Origin of the sequence: Nitratireductor aquibiodomus NL21 = JCM 21793 (assembly GCF_000615975.1) — a bacterium.
GTDB classification, from domain to species: Bacteria; Pseudomonadota; Alphaproteobacteria; order Rhizobiales; family Rhizobiaceae; genus Nitratireductor; species Nitratireductor aquibiodomus.
In genome coordinates this window covers 1-23,493 of the sequence record NZ_BAMP01000071.1, presented here as the reverse complement: position 1 = coordinate 23,493, position 23,493 = coordinate 1, and the positions used below count along the sequence as shown (strand labels likewise).

At 60.7% G+C, this 23,493-nt stretch carries 21 protein-coding genes, 1 tRNA gene and 2 pseudogenes; 8 read left to right on the top strand and 16 right to left on the bottom strand.

Features of this window, described 5'->3' with window-relative positions; all coding sequences use genetic code 11:
• On the bottom strand, positions 1 to 1,432 hold a 1,432-nt coding region (gene ubiB / locus JCM21793_RS17030; protein WP_025031132.1), incomplete at its 3' end, for a 2-polyprenylphenol 6-hydroxylase.
• Between the two features lie 10 nt (positions 1,433 to 1,442).
• Positions 1,443 to 2,218, bottom strand: a pseudogene (gene ubiE / locus JCM21793_RS26670) (bifunctional demethylmenaquinone methyltransferase/2-methoxy-6-polyprenyl-1,4-benzoquinol methylase UbiE).
• 108 nt (positions 2,219 to 2,326) lie between these two features.
• Here ubiE and JCM21793_RS17020 point away from each other — a divergent pair.
• The 3 genes from JCM21793_RS17020 (at position 2,327) to JCM21793_RS17010 (ending at position 4,681) form a co-directional block, all read left to right on the top strand.
• Positions 2,327 to 3,307: an adenosine deaminase gene (locus tag JCM21793_RS17020; protein WP_025031131.1), complete on the top strand. Its 981-nt coding sequence runs from the start codon at positions 2,327 to 2,329 to the stop codon at positions 3,305 to 3,307.
• A gap of 72 nt (positions 3,308 to 3,379) precedes the next feature.
• Complete coding sequence (gene upp / locus JCM21793_RS17015) at positions 3,380 to 4,009, top strand: uracil phosphoribosyltransferase (protein ID WP_025031130.1); 630 nt, start codon at positions 3,380 to 3,382, stop codon at positions 4,007 to 4,009.
• Between the two features lie 96 nt (positions 4,010 to 4,105).
• The gene (locus JCM21793_RS17010; protein ID WP_025031129.1) at positions 4,106 to 4,681 is read left to right on the top strand and encodes a retropepsin-like aspartic protease family protein; all 576 of its coding nucleotides are present in this window, start codon (positions 4,106 to 4,108) and stop codon (positions 4,679 to 4,681) included.
• A 31-nt stretch (positions 4,682 to 4,712) separates the two neighbouring features.
• On the opposite strand, the gene deoA is transcribed toward JCM21793_RS17010, so the two are convergent.
• The 6 genes and pseudogenes from deoA to JCM21793_RS16980 form a co-directional block, all read right to left on the bottom strand.
• On the bottom strand, positions 4,713 to 6,032 hold the full coding sequence (gene deoA / locus JCM21793_RS17005; RefSeq protein WP_007010602.1) for a thymidine phosphorylase: 1,320 nt from the start codon (positions 6,030 to 6,032) through the stop codon (positions 4,713 to 4,715).
• 7 nt (positions 6,033 to 6,039) lie between these two features.
• Positions 6,040 to 6,846, bottom strand: a complete 807-nt coding sequence (locus JCM21793_RS17000) for a purine-nucleoside phosphorylase (protein ID WP_007010601.1) — start codon at positions 6,844 to 6,846, stop codon at positions 6,040 to 6,042.
• Complete coding sequence (locus JCM21793_RS16995; protein ID WP_007010600.1) at positions 6,843 to 7,238, bottom strand: cytidine deaminase; 396 nt, start codon at positions 7,236 to 7,238, stop codon at positions 6,843 to 6,845. The genes JCM21793_RS17000 and JCM21793_RS16995 overlap by 4 nt, the downstream gene beginning before the upstream one ends.
• Positions 7,238 to 8,209, bottom strand: a complete 972-nt coding sequence (locus JCM21793_RS16990) for an ABC transporter permease (protein ID WP_025031128.1) — start codon at positions 8,207 to 8,209, stop codon at positions 7,238 to 7,240. The genes JCM21793_RS16995 and JCM21793_RS16990 overlap by 1 nt, the downstream gene beginning before the upstream one ends.
• A 1-nt stretch (position 8,210) precedes the next feature.
• Positions 8,211 to 9,349: pseudogene (locus JCM21793_RS26665) on the bottom strand (ABC transporter permease).
• Positions 9,346 to 10,878 (bottom strand): ABC transporter ATP-binding protein, encoded by a 1,533-nt coding sequence (locus JCM21793_RS16980; protein WP_025031127.1) that lies wholly within the window; start codon positions 10,876 to 10,878, stop codon positions 9,346 to 9,348. The pseudogene JCM21793_RS26665 and the gene JCM21793_RS16980 overlap by 4 nt, the downstream one beginning before the upstream one ends.
• 194 nt (positions 10,879 to 11,072) lie before the next feature.
• On the opposite strand from JCM21793_RS16980, the gene JCM21793_RS16975 reads away from it, so the two are divergent.
• The 3 genes from JCM21793_RS16975 to JCM21793_RS16965 all read left to right on the top strand — a co-directional run bounded on the left by JCM21793_RS16975 (position 11,073) and on the right by JCM21793_RS16965 (position 13,129).
• Positions 11,073 to 11,276, top strand: a complete 204-nt coding sequence (locus tag JCM21793_RS16975; RefSeq protein WP_025031126.1) for a SlyX family protein — start codon at positions 11,073 to 11,075, stop codon at positions 11,274 to 11,276.
• A 271-nt stretch (positions 11,277 to 11,547) separates the two neighbouring features.
• The gene (locus JCM21793_RS16970; RefSeq protein ID WP_025031125.1) at positions 11,548 to 12,660 is read left to right on the top strand and encodes a DUF262 domain-containing protein; all 1,113 of its coding nucleotides are present in this window, start codon (positions 11,548 to 11,550) and stop codon (positions 12,658 to 12,660) included.
• A gap of 1 nt (position 12,661) precedes the next feature.
• Positions 12,662 to 13,129, top strand: a complete 468-nt coding sequence (locus tag JCM21793_RS16965; RefSeq protein ID WP_025031124.1) for a HEPN domain-containing protein — start codon at positions 12,662 to 12,664, stop codon at positions 13,127 to 13,129.
• A 294-nt stretch (positions 13,130 to 13,423) separates the two neighbouring features.
• Here JCM21793_RS16965 and rpsA read toward each other — a convergent pair whose 3' ends face one another.
• From rpsA to aroA, 4 genes are all read right to left on the bottom strand, one after another.
• Positions 13,424 to 15,130, bottom strand: coding sequence for a 30S ribosomal protein S1 (gene rpsA, locus JCM21793_RS16960; RefSeq protein WP_025031123.1), 1,707 nt, complete (start codon positions 15,128 to 15,130; stop codon positions 13,424 to 13,426).
• Between the two features lie 148 nt (positions 15,131 to 15,278).
• Positions 15,279 to 15,929: a (d)CMP kinase gene (cmk, locus tag JCM21793_RS16955; protein WP_025031122.1), complete on the bottom strand. Its 651-nt coding sequence runs from the start codon at positions 15,927 to 15,929 to the stop codon at positions 15,279 to 15,281.
• Between the two features lie 5 nt (positions 15,930 to 15,934).
• The gene (locus JCM21793_RS16950) at positions 15,935 to 16,639 is read right to left on the bottom strand and encodes an SDR family oxidoreductase (protein ID WP_025031121.1); all 705 of its coding nucleotides are present in this window, start codon (positions 16,637 to 16,639) and stop codon (positions 15,935 to 15,937) included.
• Positions 16,640 to 16,668: 29 nt separating this feature from the next.
• A complete protein-coding gene (aroA, locus tag JCM21793_RS16945) occupies positions 16,669 to 18,006 on the bottom strand; it encodes a 3-phosphoshikimate 1-carboxyvinyltransferase (protein WP_025031120.1) in 1,338 nt (445 codons plus the stop codon).
• Between the two features lie 300 nt (positions 18,007 to 18,306).
• On the opposite strand from aroA, the gene JCM21793_RS16935 reads away from it, so the two are divergent.
• Positions 18,307 to 18,714 (top strand): TIGR02300 family protein, encoded by a 408-nt coding sequence (locus JCM21793_RS16935; RefSeq protein ID WP_025031119.1) that lies wholly within the window; start codon positions 18,307 to 18,309, stop codon positions 18,712 to 18,714.
• Positions 18,715 to 18,888: 174 nt separating this feature from the next.
• Positions 18,889 to 18,964: transfer RNA gene (locus JCM21793_RS16930), tRNA-Ala, on the top strand.
• Here JCM21793_RS16930 and JCM21793_RS28880 read toward each other — a convergent pair.
• From JCM21793_RS28880 to JCM21793_RS16910, 4 genes are all read right to left on the bottom strand, one after another.
• Positions 18,927 to 20,498 (bottom strand): recombinase family protein, encoded by a 1,572-nt coding sequence (locus JCM21793_RS28880; protein WP_081784755.1) that lies wholly within the window; start codon positions 20,496 to 20,498, stop codon positions 18,927 to 18,929. The two genes, JCM21793_RS16930 and JCM21793_RS28880, sit on opposite strands and share 38 nt — an antisense overlap.
• Positions 20,495 to 20,842 (bottom strand): hypothetical protein, encoded by a 348-nt coding sequence (locus JCM21793_RS29310; protein ID WP_155983468.1) that lies wholly within the window; start codon positions 20,840 to 20,842, stop codon positions 20,495 to 20,497. Before JCM21793_RS29310 ends, JCM21793_RS28880 begins: the two co-directional genes overlap by 4 nt.
• A gap of 101 nt (positions 20,843 to 20,943) precedes the next feature.
• Positions 20,944 to 21,444, bottom strand: a complete 501-nt coding sequence (locus JCM21793_RS16915) for a hypothetical protein (protein WP_025031116.1) — start codon at positions 21,442 to 21,444, stop codon at positions 20,944 to 20,946.
• 18 nt (positions 21,445 to 21,462) lie between these two features.
• Positions 21,463 to 23,175 (bottom strand): type IV secretory system conjugative DNA transfer family protein, encoded by a 1,713-nt coding sequence (locus tag JCM21793_RS16910; RefSeq protein WP_162175231.1) that lies wholly within the window; start codon positions 23,173 to 23,175, stop codon positions 21,463 to 21,465.
• Between the last annotated feature and the right edge of the window lie 318 nt (positions 23,176 to 23,493).

The window sequence follows — 23,493 nt, the reverse complement described above, 5'->3', positions numbered from 1 at the left end:
CGATCTCGCGGGAGAGGCGCTCGGTACGGGCGGCCAGGTCCGGGGCCTGGCGAACGAGCGCGACGAGCGCTCCCACACCCTCGCGGGCATCGTTCAGCATGCCGCGTGGTCCGAGATTGGCGGCAATCCAGTCGGACACGACGGGCTCGGCCGTCTTCCACATGTTGAAGTGCGGATCGAGCGTGCGTGCGACGCCCTCGACCACGACCATGGTTTTCTGCAGCAGCAGAAGCTCGGGCCGGGTCTGCATGTCGAAGAGCTCGGTGACTTCGAAGAGAAGCGTCAGAAGCCGCGCCATGGAGATGGTCTCGGCCGACTGGCCGTGGATCGGCTCGCCGATGGCCCGCAGCGCCTGCGCGAACGCGGCGACATCGTGATGCGCGGGAACATAGCCCGCCTCGAAATGCACCTCCGCCACCCGGCGGAAATCACGGGTAATGAAACCGTAGAGGATTTCGGCCAGGAAATGCCGCTCCTTGCGTCCAATCCGTCCGGTGATGCCGAAATCGACGGCAACGATCGTGCCGTCATCCTCGACAAACAGGTTGCCGGGATGCATGTCGGCGTGAAAGAAGCCGTCGCGCAATGTATGGCGCAGGAAGGACTGGATCAGCGTTCGGGCGAGCGCATCGAGGTCGTGGCCGGCCTCACGCAGCGCGTCGATGTTCGACATCTTCGTGCCGTTGACCCATTCGAGCGTCATCACGTCGCGGCCGGTGCGCTGCCAGTCGACAGCAGGCACGCGGAAGCCCGGATCGTCCTTCGTGTTTTCCTGTATCTCTGAAATGGCGGCGGCTTCCAGTCGCAGATCCATCTCGATCTTTGTCACCTGCGCGAGCGTCTCCGCCACCTTCACGGGCTTGAGACGGCGCGTGGACGGCATGAACCGCTCCTGCAGATGCGCGGCCAGAAAATAGCTTTCCAGATCGTTCTGGAAGCGGCGCCTGACGCCAGGCCGAATGACCTTGACGGCCACCTTTCGGGGCCGGGCTTCGCCCGCATCGACGCGGGCCTCATGCACCTGCGCAATCGACGCGGCAGCAACCGGCCCGTCGAACTCGACGAAGAGCTTTTCGACGGGCAGACCGAGCGAACTCTCAATGGCTGTCCTTGCCTGGGCTTCCGGAAACGTGTCCATCCGGTCTTGCAGGCGCGAGAGGTCGCGGGCCATGTCGTGACCGACGACATCGGGCCGCGTCGCCAGGAACTGGCCGAGCTTCACATAGGAGGGGCCGAGTCGGTTCACGGCCTGCGCAAGGCGTTCAGGTCGGTCGCGCCGCGCCGAGCGTCGCCGTGACATCAGCTTTGCGACACGCCAGCCAAAGCGCGGCATGCCTTCCAGCTGATCGCCGGGCATGGCTGCAACCACACCTTCGCGAACGAGAATCCAGCCCGCGCGTGCAAGCCTCAGATATGCGCCGACCGTGCTCATGAATATGCCGTCAAATCTTCCAGCCGGAGTGCAGGGCGGCGATGCCGCCCGTGTAGTTGCGCCAGGTCACGCGCGAAAAGCCCGCATCGGTGATCATGGCGGCAAAGTTCTGCTGGTTGGGGAACTTGCGGATGGATTCGATCAGGTAGCGATAGGGTTCGCCATCGCCCGTCACTGCCTGCCCGATGCGCGGAATGGCGTGGAAGGACCAGTTCTCATAGACTTGTCGAGGAGGGGCATCTCGACTTCGGAAAACTCGAGGCAGAGAAAGCGTCCGCCGGGTTTCAGAACGCGGAAGGCCTCGTCTAGCGCTCGGTCGATATGTGGAACATTGCGAATGCCAAAGGCAATCGTATAGGCGTCAAAACTGTTGTCCTCGAAGGGCAGTTCCTCAGCGTTGGCTTCGACAAAGGTCAGGTTTTCGGCAATGCCCTTCTTCTCGGCGCGTTCGCGGCCGACTTCCAGCATCGAGCCATTGATGTCGAGAACCGTCACCTCGGCGCTGCGGCGGGATGCCTCGACGATGCGGAAGGCGATGTCGCCCGTACCGCCAGCCACATCCAGCGCGCGATAGCCCGGCTGTTTTGAAGGGGCGAGCCATGAAATCATGGCATCCTTCCAGGCCCGGTGCAGACCTGCCGACATCAGGTCGTTCATCACGTCGTAGCGTTTTGCAACGCGGTGGAACACAGTGTTGACCAGACCCTGCTTCTCGTTTTCGTCTACCTGACGAAAACCGTAGGCCGTCTCCATGCCGCCATGGGCGGTGGTCCGCTGATCTGACATTGTCACCCTTTCGAAATCGCCGGGACCATAGCTCATTGCCGCTTCTGGCGCTATTGTCAAAAGCGCGATGAACAGCCGCGCCGGCGGACTGGTTAAAACGGAGTCCACATGGTCCCCAAAGCCGAGCTTCACTGTCATATCGAGGGCGCGGCCTCGCCCGACCTCGTTCTGTCCCAGGCGCGCAAATACGGTGTCGATACATCGGATTTCCTGCGCGACGGGGCCTATCACTGGTACGACTTCACGAGTTTTCTGGCAGCCTATGACGCGGCGGCAAACCTCTTCCGAAGCGAAGAAGATTACGCGCTTCTGGCCGAGGATTATCTGACGGGCCTTTCACGCGAGGGAGCCGTTTACTCGGAGATATTCACCTCGCCCGATCATGCCGAACGCGCCGGGCTTTCGCGCATGGCCTACACAAATGCCCTGGGCGAGGGGATCGAGCGCGCGCGGGCGGCAACGGGCATCGAGGGACGGATCGTTATAACGGGCGTGCGCCATTTCGGAGCGGGTGCGGTCGAGGATGCGGCCCGATTTGCCGCCGCCTGCGGGCATAGGCTGGTGACCGGTTTCGGCATGGCCGGCGATGAGCGTTTCGGCAATGTGCGTGACTACGAACATGCTTTCGAGATCGCCCGCGAGGCGGGGCTCGGCCTGACCGTCCATGCGGGGGAGTTCGGTGGTTGGGAGAGTGTGGAGGCAGCGCTGAACCACATTCGCCCGGCGCGCATCGGTCATGGCGTGCGCGCCATCGAAAATCCCGATCTGGTGCGCCGGCTTGCCGGCGAAGGGGTGGTGCTGGAAGTGTGTCCGGTCTCCAACATCGTGCTGAAAGTCTTTTCCGATTATGCCAGTCACCCTCTACCAGAATTGCTCGAGGCGGGGTGTCGCGTCACGCTCAATTCGGATGATCCGCCCCATTTTCACACCTCGCTTGGCCATGAATATCACGTGGCGCGGGAGCATTTCGGCCTTGACGATGCGACCTTGCGTAGCCTGACGCGCACGGCCATAGAGGCTGCCTTCGTCGATGAAACCACCCGCACACGCCTGCTCGGCATTCTTGACGACAAAACTGTGGCTCAATGAGGCTTGCGGTATGCGGACACGCGTGGGGCGGTTAGTATCGGCAACAAGAAACCAGCATCCGGGGAACATCATATGCAGGGCGTGACAGTCGTCGACCATCCGCTTGTCCAGCACAAGCTCACCATCATGCGCGACAAGGAAACATCGACGGCTGGCTTCCGGCGTCTTCTGCGCGAGATTTCGCTCTTGCTCTGCTATGAGGTCACGCGCGATCTGGAGCTGACCACCAAGCGAATAGAAACACCCCTTCAACCCATCGATTCGCCGACGCTTGAGGGCAAGAAGCTCGTCTTCGCGTCGGTGCTGCGCGCCGGCAATGGACTGCTCGATGGCATGCTGGACCTCGTGCCGGCGGCGCGCGTGGCACATGTGGGCATGTATCGCGATCACGAGACGCTGGAAGCGGTTGAATATTTCTTCAAGGCACCGAGCGATCTTGGCGACCGGCTGGTGATCGTCGTCGATCCGATGCTGGCGACTGCCAACTCCGCGATCGCCGCGGTCGACAAGCTCAAGGAGCGTGGCGCCACCAATCTGCGCTTCCTGTGCCTGCTGGCCGCACCGGAGGGTGTCGACAATTTCCGGAAATCTCATCCGGACGTTCCGATCTTTACGGCCTCGATAGACGAATGCCTGAACGAGAAGGGCTATATCGTGCCTGGCCTCGGCGATGCCGGCGACCGCATGTACGGCACCAAGTAACCCGCACTTAACCAACCGGGACGGTTGTCGCTTCCGTTAAGCGAATGATCGGCGGCTCTTCTTATGGTTCTTCCGGAAGCAGGCTGGAAGGAACCTATGTTTCGCAAGATGATCATGCTGGGGGTCGTGGTTGGCGCGGCAGCGGGCGTTCCCGCCCTCTATCAGAGCAATCCGGATTTCTACCGGGGCCTCCTGCAGGCGGCGCTGACCGAAAGCGGGGACGACGCTCCAGAAGAGGTTGCAGCCGCGCACCCGTCTTCCAGCGCTTCAATGATGCGCGGTGAGACCTCCGTTCTCCTCGGCAAGAAGGTCAGCATTGCGGCTGACAACACCGGTCACTTCGTGGGGCGTTTCAAGCTGAATGGCCGCGAGATGAGCGCGATGATCGATACGGGCGCGACCTATGTGGCGATCAATCGGGAAACGGCCCGACGGATCGGTGTCCAGCTGAGCCCGTCCGATTTCAAATATGAGGTGAATACGGCCAACGGAAAGGTCCGTGCTGCGGCCGCTGCGATAGAAAGCCTCCAGATAGGCCGCATCTATGTCGAGAACATCGACGCCGTTGTGCTGGACGACCGGGCGCTGGACAAGGTGCTGATCGGCATGAGCTTTCTTGGTCGCCTCTCGCGCTTTGAGGTGGAAAATCGGGCTCTGGTGCTCGAGCAATAGCGATACATCCAAAGCGGAGCCGAAGGCGCTGTCAGGCCTCGGCTGTCACGCGACGCAGGATTGTCTTGCGCGCGCGCGGCTTGGTCTCAGTAATATCATAGGCGTTGCGCACGGAACGTACTGCGCGCTGTGCGGCGTCTTCGGATGATGCATGCACCATGCAGATCGGCTCGCCACGCCGCATTTCCGCACCGACGGGAAGAAGGCCGGTCAGGCCGACCGAATGGTCGATCGTGTCTTCGGGCGTGCGCCGCCCGCCGCCAAGCTCGATGACGCCAATGCCGACCGCGCGGGAATCGATCGCCCCGACAAATCCGTCCCTTTCGGCGGGAACAGGCAGGATGATTTCCGCACCGGGCAGGTGCTTCTGTGGGCTGTCAACGAAATCCGCCGGTCCGCCGAGGGCGGATACCATCTGGCCAAACCGCTCGGCAGCGCGGCCACTCTCCAGCGCATCATGAGCTCGGTCGAATGCCTCGCGCGTGGTTGCGGCAATCCCGGAGGCAAGGAGCATTTCGCTGGCGAGTGCAAGTGTGACATCCTCCAGCCGCCGGCCACGTCTCCTGCCGGTCAGGAAGTCGACGGCATTGAGAACTTCAACCGCGTTGCCGGCAGCCGGGGCGAGCGGCTGGTTCATGTCGGTGACGAGTGCGGTGGCCGAAAGGCCGGCTTCGCCAGCGACACGCACCAGATTTTCGGCGAGTTTGCGCGCCGCCCGGGCATCGTCCATGAAGGCACCGTTGCCTGATTTGACATCGAGCACCAGCGAGGAAAGGCCAGCGGCAAGCTTCTTCGACAGGATCGACGCGGTGATGAGCGGGATCGATTCCACGGTGCCCGTGACGTCGCGCACGGCATAGAAGCGTTTGTCGGCCGGCGCCAGATCCGCTGTCTGCCCGATGATCGCACAACCCACCTGGCGCACGGTCTCGGCAAAGCGCTGCTGGCCCGGCCGGCTCGTGTAGCCGGGGATGGCATCCATTTTGTCGAGCGTGCCGCCGGTGTGGCCGAGGCCGCGCCCGGAGATCATCGGCACGAAGGCTCCGCAGGCCGCCACGATGGGGGCGAGCATGAGGGAGACATTGTCGCCCACGCCACCGGTGGAATGTTTGTCGGTCACGGGGCCGGGCAGGTCCGACCAGTCAAGCACGGCGCCCGAATCGCGCATGGCGAGCGTGAGGGCAGCACCTTCCGAGGCATCCATACCGTTGAGGAAAATGGCCATGGCAAGAGCGGCGATCTGCCCTTCGCTCCATGTGCCATCGGCCAGCCCGTCGGCGAACTCGGCGATTTCCTCGCCTGTCAGTGCCTTGCCGTCGCGCTTTCTGCGGATGATCTCCTGCGGCAGCATCGCGCCCTCAGCTGGCTGGGAGGCCATCGGCGCACAACTGGCCGAGGATGGTGGCGAGCCGCTGCCCGCCAATGGGCGCCATGTCCTTCGTTTCCTGATGCGAAAGCTCGCCCGCATTCATGCCGGCACCGAGATTGGTGATGACAGAGCAGGCCGCGACGCGAAGGCCGAGATAGCGCGAGAGAATGACCTCGGGAACCGTCGACATGCCGACCGCATCGGCACCCAGCGTGCGCGCCATGCGGATTTCCGCCGGGGTTTCGAAGGTGGGGCCGGAGAACCACATATAGACGCCCTTGTGCAATTGCGTGCCCGTCTTCTGTGCGGCTTTCTGAAGGCTTGTGCGCAAGCCCGCGTCATAGGCCTCGCTCATGCCTACGAACCGGCGGTCGCTGCCTTCACCGATCAACGGGTTGGCGCCCGAAAAATTGATGTGATCCTCGATCAGCATGACTGAACCGGGCGGCATGTCCTCACGCAGAGAGCCGGCGGCATTGGTGAGCATAAGCTGCGTGATGCCTATGCCCCATAAGGTTTCGAGTGCCGGGCGCATGGCAGCGGGATCGCCGTGCTCGTAATAATGGGCGCGGCCCGCCAGCATCAAAACCGGCGTACCGGAAAGCCGGCCGGCGACGATCTCGCCCGCATGGCCGGTGACCCCGCTCTGCGGAAAGCCCGGTAACTCGGAATAGGAGATACGCACGGCATCGTCCACATCGTTGACAAGCCCGCCGAGCCCGGAGCCCAGCACCAGCGCAAGCTGCGGGGCAAGCCCGTTGAGCCGCTCCGTCAGACGATCGACCGCCTGTTTCATTTGCCATCCTCGAAGCTGAATCCGCGCGGAAAGACCGCAGAAAAAGGCACCGTTTCCAAAACGCCGTTGGTGTCGCACAGATGCAGCACCGCATCTTCCGTGGCGAATTCCGCCAGCCGCTGCCGGCAGCCACCGCAGGGCATGATCTTCGGCATCTTCTCCGCCACCACGGCGATCTCGGTTACGCGGCCGCCACCCGCCATGACGAGATGGCCGAGCGCGGTGGTCTCCGCACACCAGCCTTCGGGATAGGAGGCGTTCTCGATGTTGCAGCCGGCATGGATGGTGCCCGCCTCGGTCCTGACCGCGGCCCCCACGGGAAAGCGCGAATAGGGGGCATAGGCGTTTTTCATGGCCGCACTGGCGGCGGAAAAGAGGTCTCTGGCGCTCATCACCGCTCCTTCACATAGGGCACGCCACCGGCGCGCGGCGGCACCGCCTTGCCGATAAAGCCGGCCAGAAGCACCACGGTGAGGATATAGGGCAGGGCCTGCATGAATTGCACCGGCACCTGGCCGACAAGCGGCAGGGGCGTGCCCTGGATGCGGATTGCGAACGCATCGAGAAAGCCGAACAGAAGACAGGCAAACATCACCGGCACGGGCTTCCATTTGGCGAAGATGAGCGCGGCCAGCGCGATGAAGCCTCGGCCTGCCGTCATGTCCTTCACGAAGCCGGCATTCTGCGCCAGAGACAGATAGGTTCCGGCCATGCCGGTGAGGATGCCGGTGCAGATGACGGCGCGATAGCGCAGCCATGAGACGGAGATGCCCGCCGTGTCGACCGCTGCCGGGTTTTCACCCACCGCCCGCAGCCTGAGGCCGAAACGCGTGCGGAAGAGCACCCACCACGTGAAGGGCACGAGCAGGAAGGCCGCGTAAGTGAGCAGCGAATGGCCGGAGATGAGCTCGGAATAGATGTCACCCAGGATGGGCACGTCGCGCACTGCCTCTGCAAAGGGCAGTTCGATCGCGCCAAACCGGGCATCGCCCGGCAGCGAGGGGGTGCGCCCGCCCTGCCGGAACCAGGCCTGCCCCAGAATGATAGTGGAACCTGCGGCAATGAAATTGATCGCAACGCCCGAGACGATCTGGTTGCCGCGATGGGTGATGGAGGCAAAGCCATGCACAAGCGCCAGGAAGACCGAGATCAGCATCGCCGCGCCAAGGCCGGCCCAGGCGGAGCCGGTTACGGCCGCCGCCGCGCCGGCAGCAAATGCGCCGGCCAGCATCTTGCCTTCGAGGCCGATGTCGAACACGCCCGACCGCTCCGAACAGAGCCCGGCGAGTGCCGCCAGAAGCAGCGGTATGGATAACCGTACCGTCGAATCCAGAACGAGGATCAGGGAATGAAAGAAATCCATCTCAGCCACCCTCTCCCTGCTGCGCTTCTATGCCTGCCGAGCGCGGGCTTAGGCTGGCGAAAAGCGCCTGTATCGAAGGCCGGAACATGTGCTCCAGTGCGCCGGCGAACAGGATGACGAGACCCTGAATGATGACGATCATGTCGCGCGAGATGTTGGGCATCTCGAAGGCGAGCTCGGCACCGCCCTGATAGAGCATGCCGAAGAGGATCGCCGCCGGCACGATGCCCGCCGGATGCGAGCGCCCCATCAGCGCCACGGCGATGCCGACGAAGCCGGCCCCGGTGACGAAGTCGATCTGCAAACGGTTCTGATCCCCCATCACCGGGTTGAGCGCCATCATGCCGGCAAGCGCGCCGGAGATGAGCATGGTGATGATGATGATCTTCGTTTCGCTGACGCCGGCATAGCGCGCGGCCTTGGGGCTGAAACCACGCATGCGGATCTCATAGCCGAGCCGCGTGCGCCAGATCAGCACCCAGACGAGAAACGCCGCCAGAAGCGCCAGCAGGAAGGAGAGGTTGAACGGTGCGGAGCGGATGGAAAAGCCCATCGCCTCCAGCACCCAGTTGAGCTTGGGCAATTGCCCGCCTTCAAGGAAATTGCGGGTCTGCGGTGCCTGCGCGCCGGCAGGCTTCAGCACATTCACCAGCAGATAGACCATCAGGCTTGCGGCAATGAAATTGAACATGATCGTCGTGATGACGATATGCGAGCCGCGCTTTGCCTGGAAATAGGCCGGGATGAAGGCCCATGCCGCGCCGAACAGCGCCGCGCCCAGAATGGCCAGCGGAAACACCACCCACCAGGCAGAATGCTGTCGAAGGCGAGGCAGACCACCGCCACGCCCAGCCCGCCCACATAGGCCTGCCCCTCGCCGCCAATGTTGAACAGGCTGCAATGGAAGGCGACGGCCACGGCAAGCCCGGTGAAGATGAAGCTCGTTGCGTAGTAGAGCGTGTAGGCGATGTTCTGCCCGCGACCCAGCGCCCCTTCCACCAGAATGGCGGCGGCGCGGAAGGGGTTTTCTCCCACCAGCATCACCACCAGCCCGGCCACCAGAAAGGCGACGGCAAGATTGATGAGCGGGATCAGCCCGTAATCGGCCCACGCGGGCAGTTTCGCATAAGGCGCACTCATTCCGCCGCCTCCTTCTCCTCGATGCCGGCCATGAGCAGGCCAAGCTCGTTTTCGCTGGTTTCGGGCCCGCGCTCGCCCACCACGCGGCCGGCGAACATGACCAGGATGCGATCGGAGAGCGAGCGGATTTCATCAAGCTCGACCGAGACCAGAAGCACCGCCTTGCCCTGATCGCGCATGTCGATCAGCCTTTTGTGAATGAACTCGATGGCGCCCACATCAACGCCGCGCGTTGGCTGGCCGACGATCAGCACCTTGGGGTCCTGCTCCATCTCGCGCGCCAGCACGATCTTCTGCTGATTGCCGCCGGAGAAGTTCGCCGTCTTCAGCCGGCAGTCGGGCGGGCGAATGTCGTATTTCTCGATCTTCTCGCGCGCATCGGCGCGGATCGCCTCGATGTTGAGGAAGGGGCCGTTGAGGTATTTCGCCTGCCGGTGATAGCCGAGCATGGCGTTCTCGTTTTCCTCAAAGGGCAGAACGAGCCCCACATGGTGCCGGTCTTCGGGCACATGGGCCATGCCGCGCGCGCGCAGGTCTGCGGGGTCTGCCGCGCCTGTCAGGTCCACCGGCTCGCCATCCAGCGTCACCGTGCCGGAAACGGCTCTGCGCACGCCGGTGATGGCATCGAGAAGCTGGGACTGCCCATTGCCCGCCACGCCGGCAATGCCGACGATCTCGCCCGCGCGCACATCGAGCGACACATTGTCGACCATGGTGACGCTGCGCGAATCCTTCACGGTGAGATTGCGCACCGAAAGCAGCACCTCGCCGGGGCTTGCCTCGCCCTTTTCCACCTGAAGCAGCACGCGCCTGCCCACCATAAGCTCGGCCAACTCCTCCACGCTTGTCTCGGCGGTGTTGCGGGTTGCCACCATCGTGCCCTGCCGCATGACCGAGACATTGTCGGTGATCGCCATGATCTCGCGCAGCTTGTGGGTGATGAGGATGATGGTTTTTCCCTCTTCCTTGAGCTGTTCGAGAATGCGGAAAAGGTGGTCCGCCTCTGCCGGCGTCAAAACGCCGGTCGGCTCGTCGAGGATGAGGATATCGGCACCGCGATAGAGCGCCTTGAGGATTTCCACCCGCTGCTGCAGGCCCACCGGCAGATCCTCGATGATGGCGTCGGGGTTCACCTCCAGCCCGTAGTCGCGCTCCAGCCGCTCCAGCTCCGAGCGCGCCTTGGCGATCGAGGTGTTGAGCAGCGCCTCGCCTTCCGCCCCCAGGATCACGTTTTCCAGCACGGAAAAATTCTGCACCAGCATGAAGTGCTGATGCACCATGCCGATGCCCAGCGCGATGGCGTCGCTCGGCGTGTTGATCGCGGCCTTTTTGCCGCCCACATGGATCTGCCCGCGATCGGCCTGGTAGAAGCCGTAGAGGATCGACATCAGGGTCGATTTTCCGGCCCCGTTTTCGCCGATAATGCCGTGGATTGTCCCGGCTTCGATTTTCAGATCGATGTTGCGGTTTGCATGAACCGCGCCAAAGCTCTTGCTGATGCCCTTGAGCTCGATTGCCGTTTCAGCCATCGGCGGCCCGCTTCCCCGTTTTTATCGTTTGGTCAAATTCCTATCACGCGGGCCCGCCGCCTGCCAACCGGTGCGGGAGGACATGGCGTAAGGCAGCCCGGGCGAAAGGCACCTCAGGCACTCTCGACAAATCAGGCCTTGCTTGTCAATTTCCGCAGGCGAGAATGCACCGAAACCGCAGAAAGAAGCGCGCCATGAGCGAAGACCGCATCACGAAGCTGGAAATCCTGGCCGCCGAGCAGGAAAAGACCATCGAAGAGCTTTCCGCCGAGCTGACGCGCCAATGGCGCGAGACGGAAGCGCTGAAGAAGAAGCTCGAGAGGCTTTCGGAGCGTTTCATGGAGCTGGAAGAGCAGACGGCGGGCGATGTGCCCGTGACCAAGCCGCCGCACTGGTGAGGCAACAGCCAAGGCTTAGTTTTTACTCGAAGACATCGTCGTCCGGGACACCAAGTTTTGGCGTTGCCCGCAAGTCGCAGTCATCGAAGCCAAGGAATTGTATATACGCAAAGTTGAGCGTATTGGACGTGTTCACGCAAATTAACTGGGTGACCTTCGGAAACCAGCCCAGATTCGTGCTTTTTGGATATGTATCCGACAGTACTTGCAATTGGGTGTAAGTTCATTTGATAGTCGTTGAGAGCCCGATATAATAGGAACTGGAAAACAAATGACCGGGGACAATAAAGAATCGTTTCGCGATGATGGCGCAGCGCATGACGAATACGATTTGGCACTTGCTGATGGTATCGAAGATGAGGCTCTCCTAGAGAATCCCGGGACGTCCAAGTTCTCAATTTCTAGTTACGGCGCAGATTATACCGTTGACAGCTTGGTTAAGCGCATGCGTGGAGGAGCATTTCGCATACCTGAGTTTCAGCGCCAATTTGTTTGGACGCCTAAACATGCTTCAAAATTCATCGAGTCGCTTTTGATGGGGTTACCTGTACCTGGTATCTTTCTATACAAAGAAGCCGAAACAAATGAGCACTTAGTTATAGACGGTCAGCAGAGGCTGCGGACTCTTCAGGCTTTCTATGATGGAGTATTGCGTGGAAAGGAATTTAAACTTCAGGGTGTGCGCGAGCCTTGGCTGGGAAAGACCTACAACACATTGGACACATCTGATATTCTGAAGCTTGATGATTCAATAGTGCATGCGACCATTTTTAAGCAGGAGAAACCTGAGGACGTATTAGATAGCATTTATTTCGTATTTGAGCGGATAAATACAGGTGGAATACGCCTCTCGCCGCAGGAAATCCGAAACTGCGTCAGCTTGGGACCTTTCACAAATAGGATCCGGGCTCTAAACAGTTACCCAGATTGGCGTCAGGTGTTTGGACCTCCAAATAATAGATCAAAGGACGAGGAGCTTATCGTCCGATTTTTTGCGCTATACATAGACGGCGAAAATTATAATCGTCCAATGAATGGGTTTCTGAACAAGTTTTCAGCGAAAATGAATAAACGGTCTGTCGAGGATCTTGATAGAATGGATGCCGTTTTCAAGAAGACAATCTCCAAGATCAACTCAGCAGTTGGTGGTAGGGCGTTCCGCATAATACGTGCGCTCAATGCCGCGGCTTTTGACGCTGTTATGGTTGGCTTAGCAAGACGGCTAGAGAAACAGACAATTCCTTGTGACGATGCCGTTCGTACAGCCTACGACAAACTCATTGAGGTAGATGAGTTCCGTCAAGCATGTGAGCGGTCAACAGCTGACGAAGAGAATGTCAAAAAGCGCATTTCGTTGTCGACTGCTGCCTTCGCGGATATCTAAAATGCGGCACGCAATTGCTAGTCGCGAACGTAAGTTGGACGCGTTTTTTCATCGAGCAAAAAAAAAGGTCGCCGACGACGAGGTGGTCTCAGATTTATCAAAGTTAGCGGCGGTTCTAGCCTGCGGGTATGTGGAGCGGTGTGTAGAAGTCGTAATACTGGAGCGGCTGAGCAATCGTGCCCATACTCGCGTTCTCAAGTTTATTAAGGCTCACTTCAAGCGTGGAACGAATTACGATTGCGAAGCCATGTGCCAACTTTTGGATCGTTTTGACACGGATTGGTCCAAAAAACTGCGACAAAAACTGGACGCTAACGAGCAGCTAGCGACATCGTTGGCTTCACTTTATGTCATACGAAATTCGGTAGCTCACGGCGGAGATCAGAATCGTGGTTTGGCTGGGATTGAATCAATGTATTCGGACTGCAAATTGATTATTGCAGCTCTTGTTGAAGCTACCCAGCAGTAAGCTTAAATCGTAACAATCCTACGCTTTTTAATGTCATCCCATATGCGGAGCAATCATTCGTTGACATTTTTCGACCTTGACTGTTTTCGAGGTGTGAGGAACCCGTTGGCCGATCTTTGCTTGATCTCCAGTCTTCATCTTTAAAGGGCACCGTTGAGTGTTCGCCATCCCGAACTGAGCAGCTGTTTGCATCCTTTCTCAATTCACAAGCCGCTTCAGTCCCCCCATCATCAAAAACCCCGCCGGATCGCTCCGGCGGGGTCTTTCATTCTCGTCCGATAAAGCCGCAGAGGCTTATTCGTCGTCGCCGCCCTTGTTCTTCAGGGCTGCGCCGAGGATGTCGCCGAGGGAGGCGCCGGAGTCGGTGGAACCGAACTGTGCCACGGCTTCCTTCTCTTCCGCGATCTCCAGAGCCTTGATCGAGACGCTGATGCGGCGGGTCTTCTTGTCGAAGACGGTGACGCGGGCGTCCACCTTCTGGCCGACGGAGAAGCGCTCGGGGCGCTGCTCGGCGCGGTCACGCGACAGGTCGGAGCGCTTGATGAAGCTTTCGACATCGTGATCGACCAGGCGAACCTCAAGGCCGCCGTCTTTCACGTCGGTCACTTCACAGGTCACCACGGCACCCTTGCGCAGCTCGCCGGAAGCGGCGGCTTCGCCAATGGCGTCATGGCCAAGCTGCTTGATGCCGAGCGAAATGCGCTCTTTCTCAACGTCCACGTCGAGAACCTGCGCCTTCACCATGTCGCCACGGTTGTACTCCTCGATCACCTGCTCGCCCGGACGGTTCCAGTCGAGATCGGAGAGGTGAACCATGCCGTCCACATCGCCATCGAGACCGATGAACAGGCCGAACTCGGTCTTGTTCTTGACCTCGCCCTCGACAACGGAGCCGACGGTGTGGTTGCGGGCGAATGCCTCCCACGGATTCTCGAGCGTCTGCTTGAGGCCGAGCGAGATGCGGCGCTTCACCGGATCCACTTCCAGCACCACCACTTCGACTTCCTGCGTGGTGGAGAGGATCTTGCCCGGATGAACGTTCTTCTTCGTCCAGGACATTTCCGAAACGTGGATCAGGCCTTCGATGCCCGGCTCCAGCTCCACAAACGCACCGTAGTCGGTGATGTTGGTGACGCGGCCCAGAACCTTCTTGCCAAGCGGGTACTTGCCGCCGATGCCGTCCCACGGATCGGCCTCGAGCTGCTTCATGCCCAGCGAGATGCGGTGGGTTTCCTGGTTGATGCGGATGATCTGTACCTTGACCGTCTGACCGATGTTGAGGATCTCGGTCGGATGGTTGACACGGCGCCATGCCATGTCGGTCACGTGCAGCAGGCCGTCGATGCCGCCCAGGTCCACGAATGCACCGTAATCGGTGATGTTCTTGACCACGCCTTCGACCACCTGACCCTCTTCGAGGTTCTGGACGATCTCGGAGCGCTGCTCGGCGCGGCTCTCTTCGAGAACCGTGCGGCGGGACACGACGATGTTGCCGCGGCGCTTGTCCATCTTGAGGATTTCAAAGGGCTGCGGGGTGTGCATGAGCGGGGTGACGTCGCGGATCGGACGAATGTCGACCTGCGAACGCGGCAGGAAGGCCACGGCGCCGTCCAGATCGACGGTGAAGCCGCCCTTGACCTGGTTGAAGATGAAGCCCTCAACGCGTTCGCCGGCGTTGAACTTCGCTTCCAGCTTGACCCAGCTTTCCTCGCGGCGTGCCTTCTCGCGGCTCAGCATGGCTTCGCCAAGCGCGTTTTCGATGCGCTCGACATAGACTTCGACTTCGTCGCCGACCTTGAGATCGGATTCCTTGCCCTTCGCGCCAAATTCCTTCAGCGGGACACGTCCCTCGACCTTGAGGCCGACATCGACGATCGCCATGTCTTTTTCGATGGCGGTGACGAGGCCCTTTACGACGGAGCCTTCGGCGGCGTCGCGTTCGGTGAAGGATTCTGCGAGAAGGCTCGCGAAATCATCGCGAGACGGATTGAGTTCTGACATTGATGCTCCTGAAAAGCCCCTTCGGTTTCAGTCGGGGCAAAGCGCCGGTGGTTCGTGTTGCGTTTGTCGGTCATGCATCCGAGCGGATCGCTCTGGCGCCGCGCGAAGCGGCAGATCCGGCGCAGAGAATGCGTGGCAGACGGTTCTTTCAGTCTTCGTTCCCGGAGATCCGCGTGGCATCCACCAGTCTGCAGGCCGCCAGGAACGCCGTTTCTATATCCATTTCACTCGTATCGAGCAAGTGCGCATCGTCTGCCGGCCTCAACGGACTGTCCGCCCGGCCCATGTCGCGGGCGTCGCGACGCTCGATATCGGCGAGGATTTCCGTGTAGGCGGCGCTGCCGCCACCAGCCTCGATCTCGCGCCAGCGGCGGGTGGCGCGCACCTCGGCGCTTGCAATTACATAGAGCTTCACATCGGCATCGGGGCACACCACCGTGCCGATGTCGCGCCCGTCCAGCACGGCACCGGGCGGGGCGCTCGCAAAGGCGCGCTGCTTGTCCACCAGCGCCCTGCGCACGTTGGGCATGACCGCCACTTTCGAGGCCGCCTCACCGATGCCGTGCTCGGACAGCACGCCCCGGTCGAGTGCACCGAGATCGAGCGCGCGGGCGGCCCTTTCGGCAATCGCCTCATCGTCGAGCGGCTGGCCGGCTTCGATCAGCGCCCTGGCGACACCGCGATAGGTGAGCCCGGTGTCGAGGTGGCGCAGGCCGTAATGCGCCGCCAGCCGCCGGGCGAGCGTGCCCTTGCCGGAGGCGGCTGGCCCGTCGATGGCAATGGTGAGTTTGCCGCTCATGCCCGTCATACCGAACGCGTGATGCCGCCATCGATGCGGATGTTCTGCCCGGTGATGTAGCTGGATTTCTCGTCAGCAAGGAAGGCGATGAGCTCGGCAACCTCTTCCACCGTGCCATAGCGGCCCATGGGGATGCGCGAGCGGCGGTCTTCCTTTTCCGGCAGCGAATCGATGAAGCCCGGCAGCACATTGTTCATGCGCAGGCCCTCGGCTGCGTATTTGTCGCAGAAGAGCTTGGTGAAGGCGGCAAGTCCGGCGCGGAACACGCCTGATGTGGGAAAGGCCGCTTCCGGCTCGAAGGTGGCATAGGTGGAGATATTGACGATGGAACCCGACTTCTGCGCCTGCATGACGGGGGTAACTAGTCGCGTCGCCCGCACCGCGTTGAGCAGGTAGAAATCCATGCCGCGGTGCCAGTCCTCGTCGGAGATGTCGAGCACATCGCCCTTCGGCCCATGGCCGGCGCCGTTCACCAGCGCGTCGATGCGGCCGAAGCGCTCCATCGTCGCGTCGGTGAAGCGCTTGAGATCGTCCGGGGAGAGGTTTGAGCCGGTGAAGCCCAGCCCGCCGAGCTCCTTGCCCAGCGCCTCGCCCTTGCCTGAGGACGACATGACGGCGACCTGATGGCCGTTTTCGGCCAGCTTGCGGGCGGCGGCGGCACCCATGCCGCTTCCGCCGCCGACGATCATGGCAACTTTCTGCGCAGTCATTTTTCTCTCTCCCATATCCGATGCGAATGTCAGGCCAGCTTTGCACCCAGCCGCGTCATGAGCGCGGTAAAATCGGGAAAGCTGGTGGCGATCATCGCCTGGTCGTCGATGGTGACGGGTTTCTCGGTCGCAAGGCCCATGACGAGGAAGCTCATGGCAATGCGGTGGTCGAGATGCGTCTGGACCGTGCCGCCGCCAAGCCCCTTGCCGCCAGGGCGGCCCGTGACCCTGAGCGAGGCCTCGCCCTCTTCGCAATCGACACCATTCGCCTTGAGCCCGTCGGCGACAGCCGAAAGCCGGTCGGATTCCTTGACGCGCAGCTCTTCCAGCCCCTGCATCAGCGTGTCGCCCTCGGCAAAGGAGGCCGCCACGGCAAGCACGGGATATTCATCGATCATGGAGGGTGCGCGGTCTTCCGGCACGGTCACGCCCTTGAGTTCGGAACCGCGCACGCGCAGATCCGCCACATCCTCGCCGCCCTCATTGCGGCGGTCGAGAATCTCGATGTCCGCACCCATCTCCATGAGCGTGGTGACGAGCCCGGTGCGCGTCGGGTTCATGAGCATGTTTTCGATTACCACCTCCGAGCCCGGCACGATGAGCGCGGCCACGAGCGGGAAGGCAGCCGAAGACGGGTCGCCGGGAACGGCAATGGTCTGGCCGATGAGTTTCGGCTGGCCCTCGATGCGGATGTGGCGCGCACCGTCGGCGTCGGTCTCCACCTCAAGTGTAGCACCGAAGCCAGCCAGCATCTTTTCGGTGTGGTCGCGGGTGGCAACGGGTTCGATCACCGTAGTGACGCCGGCCGTATTGAGCGCGGCAAGAAGCACCGCCGATTTCACCTGGGCGGAAGGCATCGGCACCCGATAGGTGATGGGCGCCGCATGTTTCGGCCCGCGAAGCGTGATGGGCAAACGGTCGCCCGGCTCGGCGGAAACCACCTGCAGGCCCATTTCCTTCAAGGGATCCAGAACGCGGCCCATCGGGCGCTTGGAGAGCGAAGCATCGCCGATGAAGCGCGTCGTCATGTCGTAGGAGCCGACAAGCCCCATGGTCAGCCGTACGCCGGTGCCGGCATTGCCGAAATCGAGCGGCTCTTTGGGTTCGAGCAGGGCGCCGTTGCCGGTGCCGGTGGCGATCCATTCATCGCCGTGCTTCTCGATGGTCGCGCCCATAGCCTTCATGGCTTCGCCCGTGCGCAGCACGTCTTCGCCCTCCAGAAGGCCGGTAATGCGTGTCTCGCCGGCCGCCAGGCCGCCAAACATCAGTGCCCGGTGCGAAATCGACTTGTCGCCGGGCACGCGGGCCCGGCCCGAAAGGGCGTCTGATTTTCTGGCGCTCATGGGGCGCGGCTCGGTCGTATGCATTGTCTGGTCCCTGATGATAGGCGTTCTGCCGGGCGGCAGATTATTCGAGGATTTTGCCTGCTCGCTCTAGCATGATGAGGATAGTCGGTCATCCCCCGGTTGACGGATGGCCCTGTCGGGGTTGTAAAGAGAGCGGACCTTGGGAGGAGAGGCCTTTCCAGGGTGCGTATTAGGCTTTGACAGGTGCGCGACTTGCCGTTATGGGGACCGAAATTTTCAGTAAGGCAGGAAGCGCTTCCGGTGCCGGCCGCGATGGAGCCGTCGCAGGCTGGGCCGACCGCAAGACGATGAGGCAGCAAGGTGGCTAAACCGGAACTCGGAACAAAACGCATCTGCCCGGAGACGGGCCGCAAATTCTACGACCTGAACAAGGACCCGATCGTTTCGCCCTATACGGGCCAGACCTATCCGCGCAGCTTCTTCGAGGCCGGCGGCGACACCTCCATGGATGAAGAAGACGAAGTGGAGGAAAAAGAGCTGGACGGTGAGGAAGATGCACCGGAGGTCGTCTCGCTCGAAGATGCCGACGATGAGGCATCGTCCAGCGACAAGGCAGAGATCCCGGATCTCGACGGCGATGATGATGATGACGATGATGTCGACCTCGGCGACGATGAGGACGACACGTTCCTCGATGACGACGACGACGACGATGACGATGATGTGAAGGACTTCATCGGCGTCGGCGACGACGACGACGAGAGCTGATTTTTCAGCGCACGCGGGAAGAATGGCTTCGGCCCCGTGTCAAAAGTGGCGCGGGGTGCAAATCGGGGCTTGATCTTCCCGCCGGGCGGGTTTAGAAGCCGCCCACACGGTTGGCCCGGCGGGCCTTCCGGACCTCTTCGCCGGAGACGGCGACCGGCCATATCGCCGGAGTGTGGGGCCATAGCTCAGTTGGGAGAGCGCTTGAATGGCATTCAAGAGGTCAGGGGTTCGACTCCCCTTGGCTCCACCATCTCGCTTTTTAAGGTTGAGATGTCCGCTAACAGCTTGAAAGGTAAGGTAGTTTTGGCGGTTCGATAACCTGATTTCAGCGAGTAGCGCAAAGGCTCTGCAAAGGCCAGCCTAAGCACCGTTCTTTTGAACAGCAGGTTGCCATTTTCGTATAGATTCCAAGGATTTGCCAAGAATCTCAGCGCCGGTTCGATAAACTCCCCCTGCCTGCCTTTCGGCGGTATGATTGCGGACGCTTTTTCGGACAGAAACAGCTTTTCACGTTCCAGTTTTGCGATCTTGGCCTCATAGGCTTTGATGACTGCTGCGTTGTCGGCCTCAAGGACGCGCTCAAGCAGCGTCCCGATTTGCTTGTCTGCGTTGTGAAGCTGATGAGTGATTTCATCCTTGCTGCGATGGGCCTCCGATAGCCACATGTTCCATGCGTCGATGAACATCCCTTTTGCCAGCGTGAAGAGCTGGCGCGTTGGCTGGAGGCTTTGCAGTATTTCGGCGAAGCCGTCTTCGATCCTGTCACGCGGGATCGACTTGCGGTTGCTTGCGCAGCCGCGCGTATCGCAAAGATAGTACGGGTAGTGCTTGTTGCGCCCTTTCGACCAGCACGAGGTCATCGGGTTGCCGCAGTCATCGCACAGCACGAAGCCCCGCAGCGGGAAATCCTCGTTGATGTCCTTGCGCGCTGGAGCCTTGGCCCGACCGTTCAGGCGCTCTTGAATCTTCTCGAAGCTTTCGAGACTGATGAGCGGTTCATGATGCCCTTGCCGCAGGGACACGTCCCATTTGGGGGCTTCGATATATCCGGTATAGATGATTTGCGTCAGATACCGTTGAATGCGCTGCCAGCGGATTTCGCCGGACGGCGTGTCTTTGGGAAATTCCGGCCTTTCTTCAAGGAAGCGTTTGACTTCGGCCTGCGACTGCAAATGTCCGCAGGCATAGCCCTCAAGAGCTTCTGCAAGGATGGAGGCGACCGGCTCGTCACGCGCAAGGACTTTTCCGTGACCCCGGTCAGAGACGTACCGGTAGCCGATTGGGGCCTGAAAGACCCAATAGCCTTTCTCGATCCGCGCCTTCATCTTCTGGATGACCTGACGGCGGTTTTGTTCGCGCTCCAATTCGCCCTGCGCGGCAAAGATCGTTTCCACGAACTTGCCTTCCGGCGAGTCATCGAGTTTGAAGTTCAGGCATTCAATCCGCGCGCAGCGCTTTGCAAATTCCCGGCGCAGCTTGATGTGGAATTCCGTATCGCGTGCAAAGCGTTTGAGGTCGTCGAAGATAACGACGTAATTCTTTCCCGGCTGCGCATCCAGATAGCTGAGCAGCGCGACCATGCCGGGGCGGTTTATAAAGTCCCCGCCGCCCGAAGCATCATCAGGAAACACGGCTTCGACATCATAGCCGTGAAGGTCCGCATACTGGCGGCAGCGATGTTCCTGGCTTTCCAGCCCGCTGCCTTCGATCTTCTGCTTGGTGCTGGACACGCGGCAGTAAATGACCGCCTTTTCGATTTCGTCGTGTTTTCCGTGTGTTTTCATACCATTTCCGGGCGGTTCGGCAGGCCGCCATCCTTGTTGTTTTTACCATTGGAATCGCTCTGCCCAGCCTTGTCAAACTCTTCGCCCAAAAGCTTGGCGGGGTGTTCATCGTCCTGCTGATAAACGCTTTGCAGCGGGTGAACGCCGAACCCCAACTCGACAAAAGTCACGATGATCGACCAGAGCGCTTGCAGGAACTCTTCCTTTTGCGTCTCAGTCAGGGCCGGATCATCAAGGAAGACCTTGTATTTCTCGACATCGACGCCCACGATGGGCTTGGCCGGTCGGTTGAATACGTCTTTGACGTTTCTTCCGGCGATATTATTATCGGAATTCTTGTCCATTATTCTACCCTTATTTAATTGTACAACCATCAGTTGAGTTATGACAAATAAAAGATGCGCTGCATGTGCTCACGGAAAGTTTTCGAGCGAGCGTATCCGGGTTATTGCTTCATGCGAAACGATCGGCGGAGCTGTGGGCGATCACCGTCGTTCATCAGTCGGGCGGAACGGATTTCGGCGAACCTGTCCATCCGCGTCCGTAGCCGCTCATTCAGGAGAGCAGCGGCGTAATCCTTCGCTTCGGCGCGCCGGTCGATAGGGGGAGCCCAGCGGGGTGCGGGAGCCGGAAGCTGCGGCGCCGACCATCTCCGCAAAATTTTCTCGGTTTCTTGTCTATGCCAGTGCGGCGCATGTTTGCGCATATGCGCGAGTATGCGCGCTTCGAGGCCGTCAATATAGCGGACCATTGTCTTGCCGGTGTAATCGATGCCCTTGGCACGGCTCTGCGGCGATGGTCGGCGCAGAAAGACATCGGTTCCTTGCTGTAACGGCACTTCATTCGCCGCTGCCTGCTGATATGAGACCCTGCTGGTGAGAGTCTGGCTAAGGCTTGCCGATTGCAGAAACGGCGCTTCGAGATTGAGGCGGAAACGGTTGGACATGACGGGACTCCATTCGGCTCAGAACGAGGTGAGGAAAGCGATGATCGGGCAGCGTCCGTCCGGCGGCGAAATGCGCCGCGAATGCAGCCCGAAATAATCGCAGTGATGGAAATACGGATCGGCGGACGTGCTGGAATAAGTTCCCGCAAAGCGCATATGCGGCGTCGGTATGATGCTCGGATCAATCAGCAGCAGCGCCAGCACAAGCGGCAGCCAGAGCAGATGTTTGGGCCGCACCGGCCAAACAAATCGATGATCTGTTTTGGATTTTGGCCTGCGCTTCCGGTCGAGCTGCGGCTTTGCATCTGCCGAGTAGCGGATGGCAAAGAGGGACTCACCGGAAAGCGTTGCACCTTCCAACGGATTGTCAGCCACTTCCGTTTGCCAGGGCGAGATGCGTCCGTAATCCACCATGGTGAGCAGCACCGGGCGCAGGCCGCGCACAAACACCCATGCCTTGTCACGGTCCATCGCCAGGACTTCATCGGGCGTCATCAGCCGCCGGCCGAGTTCCCGGCTGGAAACATTGATGTCGCTGACTTCCGCCCTAAAGGAATAGTCCTGCCGGCGAATGGTGGACTCGGCCAGCATGTCGGAGACATGCTTGGCCCGTGCCAATGAATTCAGGCCCGCGTAAATCTTCACATCGCAATAGGACTCGATGGCGCTTGCCGCCTCGCGTCCGTATTTGCGGATCAGGCCATCAAAGGATTGGATATAGAGGTCCGCCGAGATTTTGAGGCCGCGCATGGTCTCCATGTCGGAGGCCAGATCGGCAAAGCGAAAATTGAGCGCTTCCTCGCCGACGATATGAACCGGATGACCGGATGGTTTGCGCTTTGCCGCTTCCAGCAAGCTATGGGTGAGCAGCGAGACCACCGGTGCGAACTCCCGCGCGTGGGAGAGCGGAGCCATCACAAAGGCGACGATCTGGCGATGGCGCATATCGGCGATATTGTGACTGGCCGCGCGGCCATATCCCGCCATGCGGCCGCCCTGATTAAAGGTTAACAGCCGCTGGGTTGCGCCTTCGAGAAAGGACGAGGCGTTTTCCGGGTTGTCCCGAAACAGCGACAGCAGCCCGCCGGCTTCGGTTTTGAGAAACTGTGCGATTGGATCACCCGGTAGAAGCCGCTCCAACTCAAAGCGCAGGAATAAAAGCCGCTTTTGAAAAACCGACGGGTCATTGAGCAGCGCGAACACGTCCGAGGGCGTGCAATGCGCCGGATCGCTGAGCGCCTGGCTCAATATCGCAATGGCGATGCAGCGCCGCGATCCGTTGCGGAAATACACATTGCGGTCTTCGCCGCCCTTGCTTTCCGGCAGGTGCAGTTCGGCCAGATCGAAGGCAAGCTTGATGGCGTCCTGCCGGGAGGAATCCGGTGCATGCGCGGCATCGACCACCGCCTGATAGAGGTTGAGCGGCGTATCGCCGCACAGGTCTTTATGTGCGCCGGCCGGATTGATGCACCAGACCTCGATACCCATGTCGCGCAGAGCGCCGACCAGCATGGGTGCCAGCTCGCATTTGACATCGGGAATGAAGAGCGACTTGCCGAGCCGGGCCTGATGCAAAATCGAACCCATCACATAGTTCACAGTTTTGCCGACGCCGGGCGGCATCTCGATCAACGAGAACGGCGTGCGCGGCGGCGCAAAGGCCGGGGCCACTTTTTCATAGAGCCCCAGGAAATTGCCGCTGGCCGGATTGTCCATGCCGCGCGCGGTCAATTCCTCCCAACTGGCCTGCCGCGCCGTACCGTGGTCCGCCGAGGCCCGCGCCGCCTTTTCGAGATTACGGCGCAGCGGTAATCCTTGACCAGCCCCGTGCCGGCCGCGAGCGCGAGCGGGGCGGCCGCCGCAAGGCACAGCCATGCGGTAACCGATGATGACAAATGATAGGCAGCGCTGGCCAAGAGGCCTGCACCCAGCGCCGCTTTGTTGACCGGCGCTGATTTGGGCTGAACGGGGACGCTCATGACGCGCCCTCATCAAATTGTTCGAGGACCAGACCGTTGCCGCCGCGCCGGGCCATCGCCGCTTCGACCG

Excerpts from the sequence above, each read along its gene's own strand:
- JCM21793_RS17020 (WP_025031131.1), top strand. The coding sequence starts at position 2,327 with ATGGTCCCCAAAGCCGAGCTTCACTGTCATATCGAGGGCGCGGCCTCG.
- upp (WP_025031130.1), top strand. The coding sequence starts at position 3,380 with ATGCAGGGCGTGACAGTCGTCGACCATCCGCTTGTCCAGCACAAGCTC.
- JCM21793_RS17010 (WP_025031129.1), top strand. The coding sequence starts at position 4,106 with ATGTTTCGCAAGATGATCATGCTGGGGGTCGTGGTTGGCGCGGCAGCG.
- deoA (WP_007010602.1), bottom strand. The coding sequence starts at position 6,032 with ATGCTGCCGCAGGAGATCATCCGCAGAAAGCGCGACGGCAAGGCACTG.
- JCM21793_RS17000 (WP_007010601.1), bottom strand. The coding sequence starts at position 6,846 with ATGAAACAGGCGGTCGATCGTCTGACGGAGCGGCTCAACGGGCTTGCC.
- JCM21793_RS16995 (WP_007010600.1), bottom strand. The coding sequence starts at position 7,238 with ATGAGCGCCAGAGACCTCTTTTCCGCCGCCAGTGCGGCCATGAAAAAC.
- JCM21793_RS16990 (WP_025031128.1), bottom strand. The coding sequence starts at position 8,209 with ATGGATTTCTTTCATTCCCTGATCCTCGTTCTGGATTCGACGGTACGG.
- JCM21793_RS16980 (WP_025031127.1), bottom strand. The coding sequence starts at position 10,878 with ATGGCTGAAACGGCAATCGAGCTCAAGGGCATCAGCAAGAGCTTTGGC.
- JCM21793_RS16975 (WP_025031126.1), top strand. The coding sequence starts at position 11,073 with ATGAGCGAAGACCGCATCACGAAGCTGGAAATCCTGGCCGCCGAGCAG.
- JCM21793_RS16970 (WP_025031125.1), top strand. The coding sequence starts at position 11,548 with ATGACCGGGGACAATAAAGAATCGTTTCGCGATGATGGCGCAGCGCAT.
- JCM21793_RS16965 (WP_025031124.1), top strand. The coding sequence starts at position 12,662 with ATGCGGCACGCAATTGCTAGTCGCGAACGTAAGTTGGACGCGTTTTTT.
- rpsA (WP_025031123.1), bottom strand. The coding sequence starts at position 15,130 with ATGTCAGAACTCAATCCGTCTCGCGATGATTTCGCGAGCCTTCTCGCA.
- cmk (WP_025031122.1), bottom strand. The coding sequence starts at position 15,929 with ATGAGCGGCAAACTCACCATTGCCATCGACGGGCCAGCCGCCTCCGGC.
- JCM21793_RS16950 (WP_025031121.1), bottom strand. The coding sequence starts at position 16,639 with ATGACTGCGCAGAAAGTTGCCATGATCGTCGGCGGCGGAAGCGGCATG.
- aroA (WP_025031120.1), bottom strand. The coding sequence starts at position 18,006 with ATGCATACGACCGAGCCGCGCCCCATGAGCGCCAGAAAATCAGACGCC.
- JCM21793_RS28880 (WP_081784755.1), bottom strand. The coding sequence starts at position 20,498 with ATGAAAACACACGGAAAACACGACGAAATCGAAAAGGCGGTCATTTAC.
- JCM21793_RS29310 (WP_155983468.1), bottom strand. The coding sequence starts at position 20,842 with ATGGACAAGAATTCCGATAATAATATCGCCGGAAGAAACGTCAAAGAC.
- JCM21793_RS16915 (WP_025031116.1), bottom strand. The coding sequence starts at position 21,444 with ATGTCCAACCGTTTCCGCCTCAATCTCGAAGCGCCGTTTCTGCAATCG.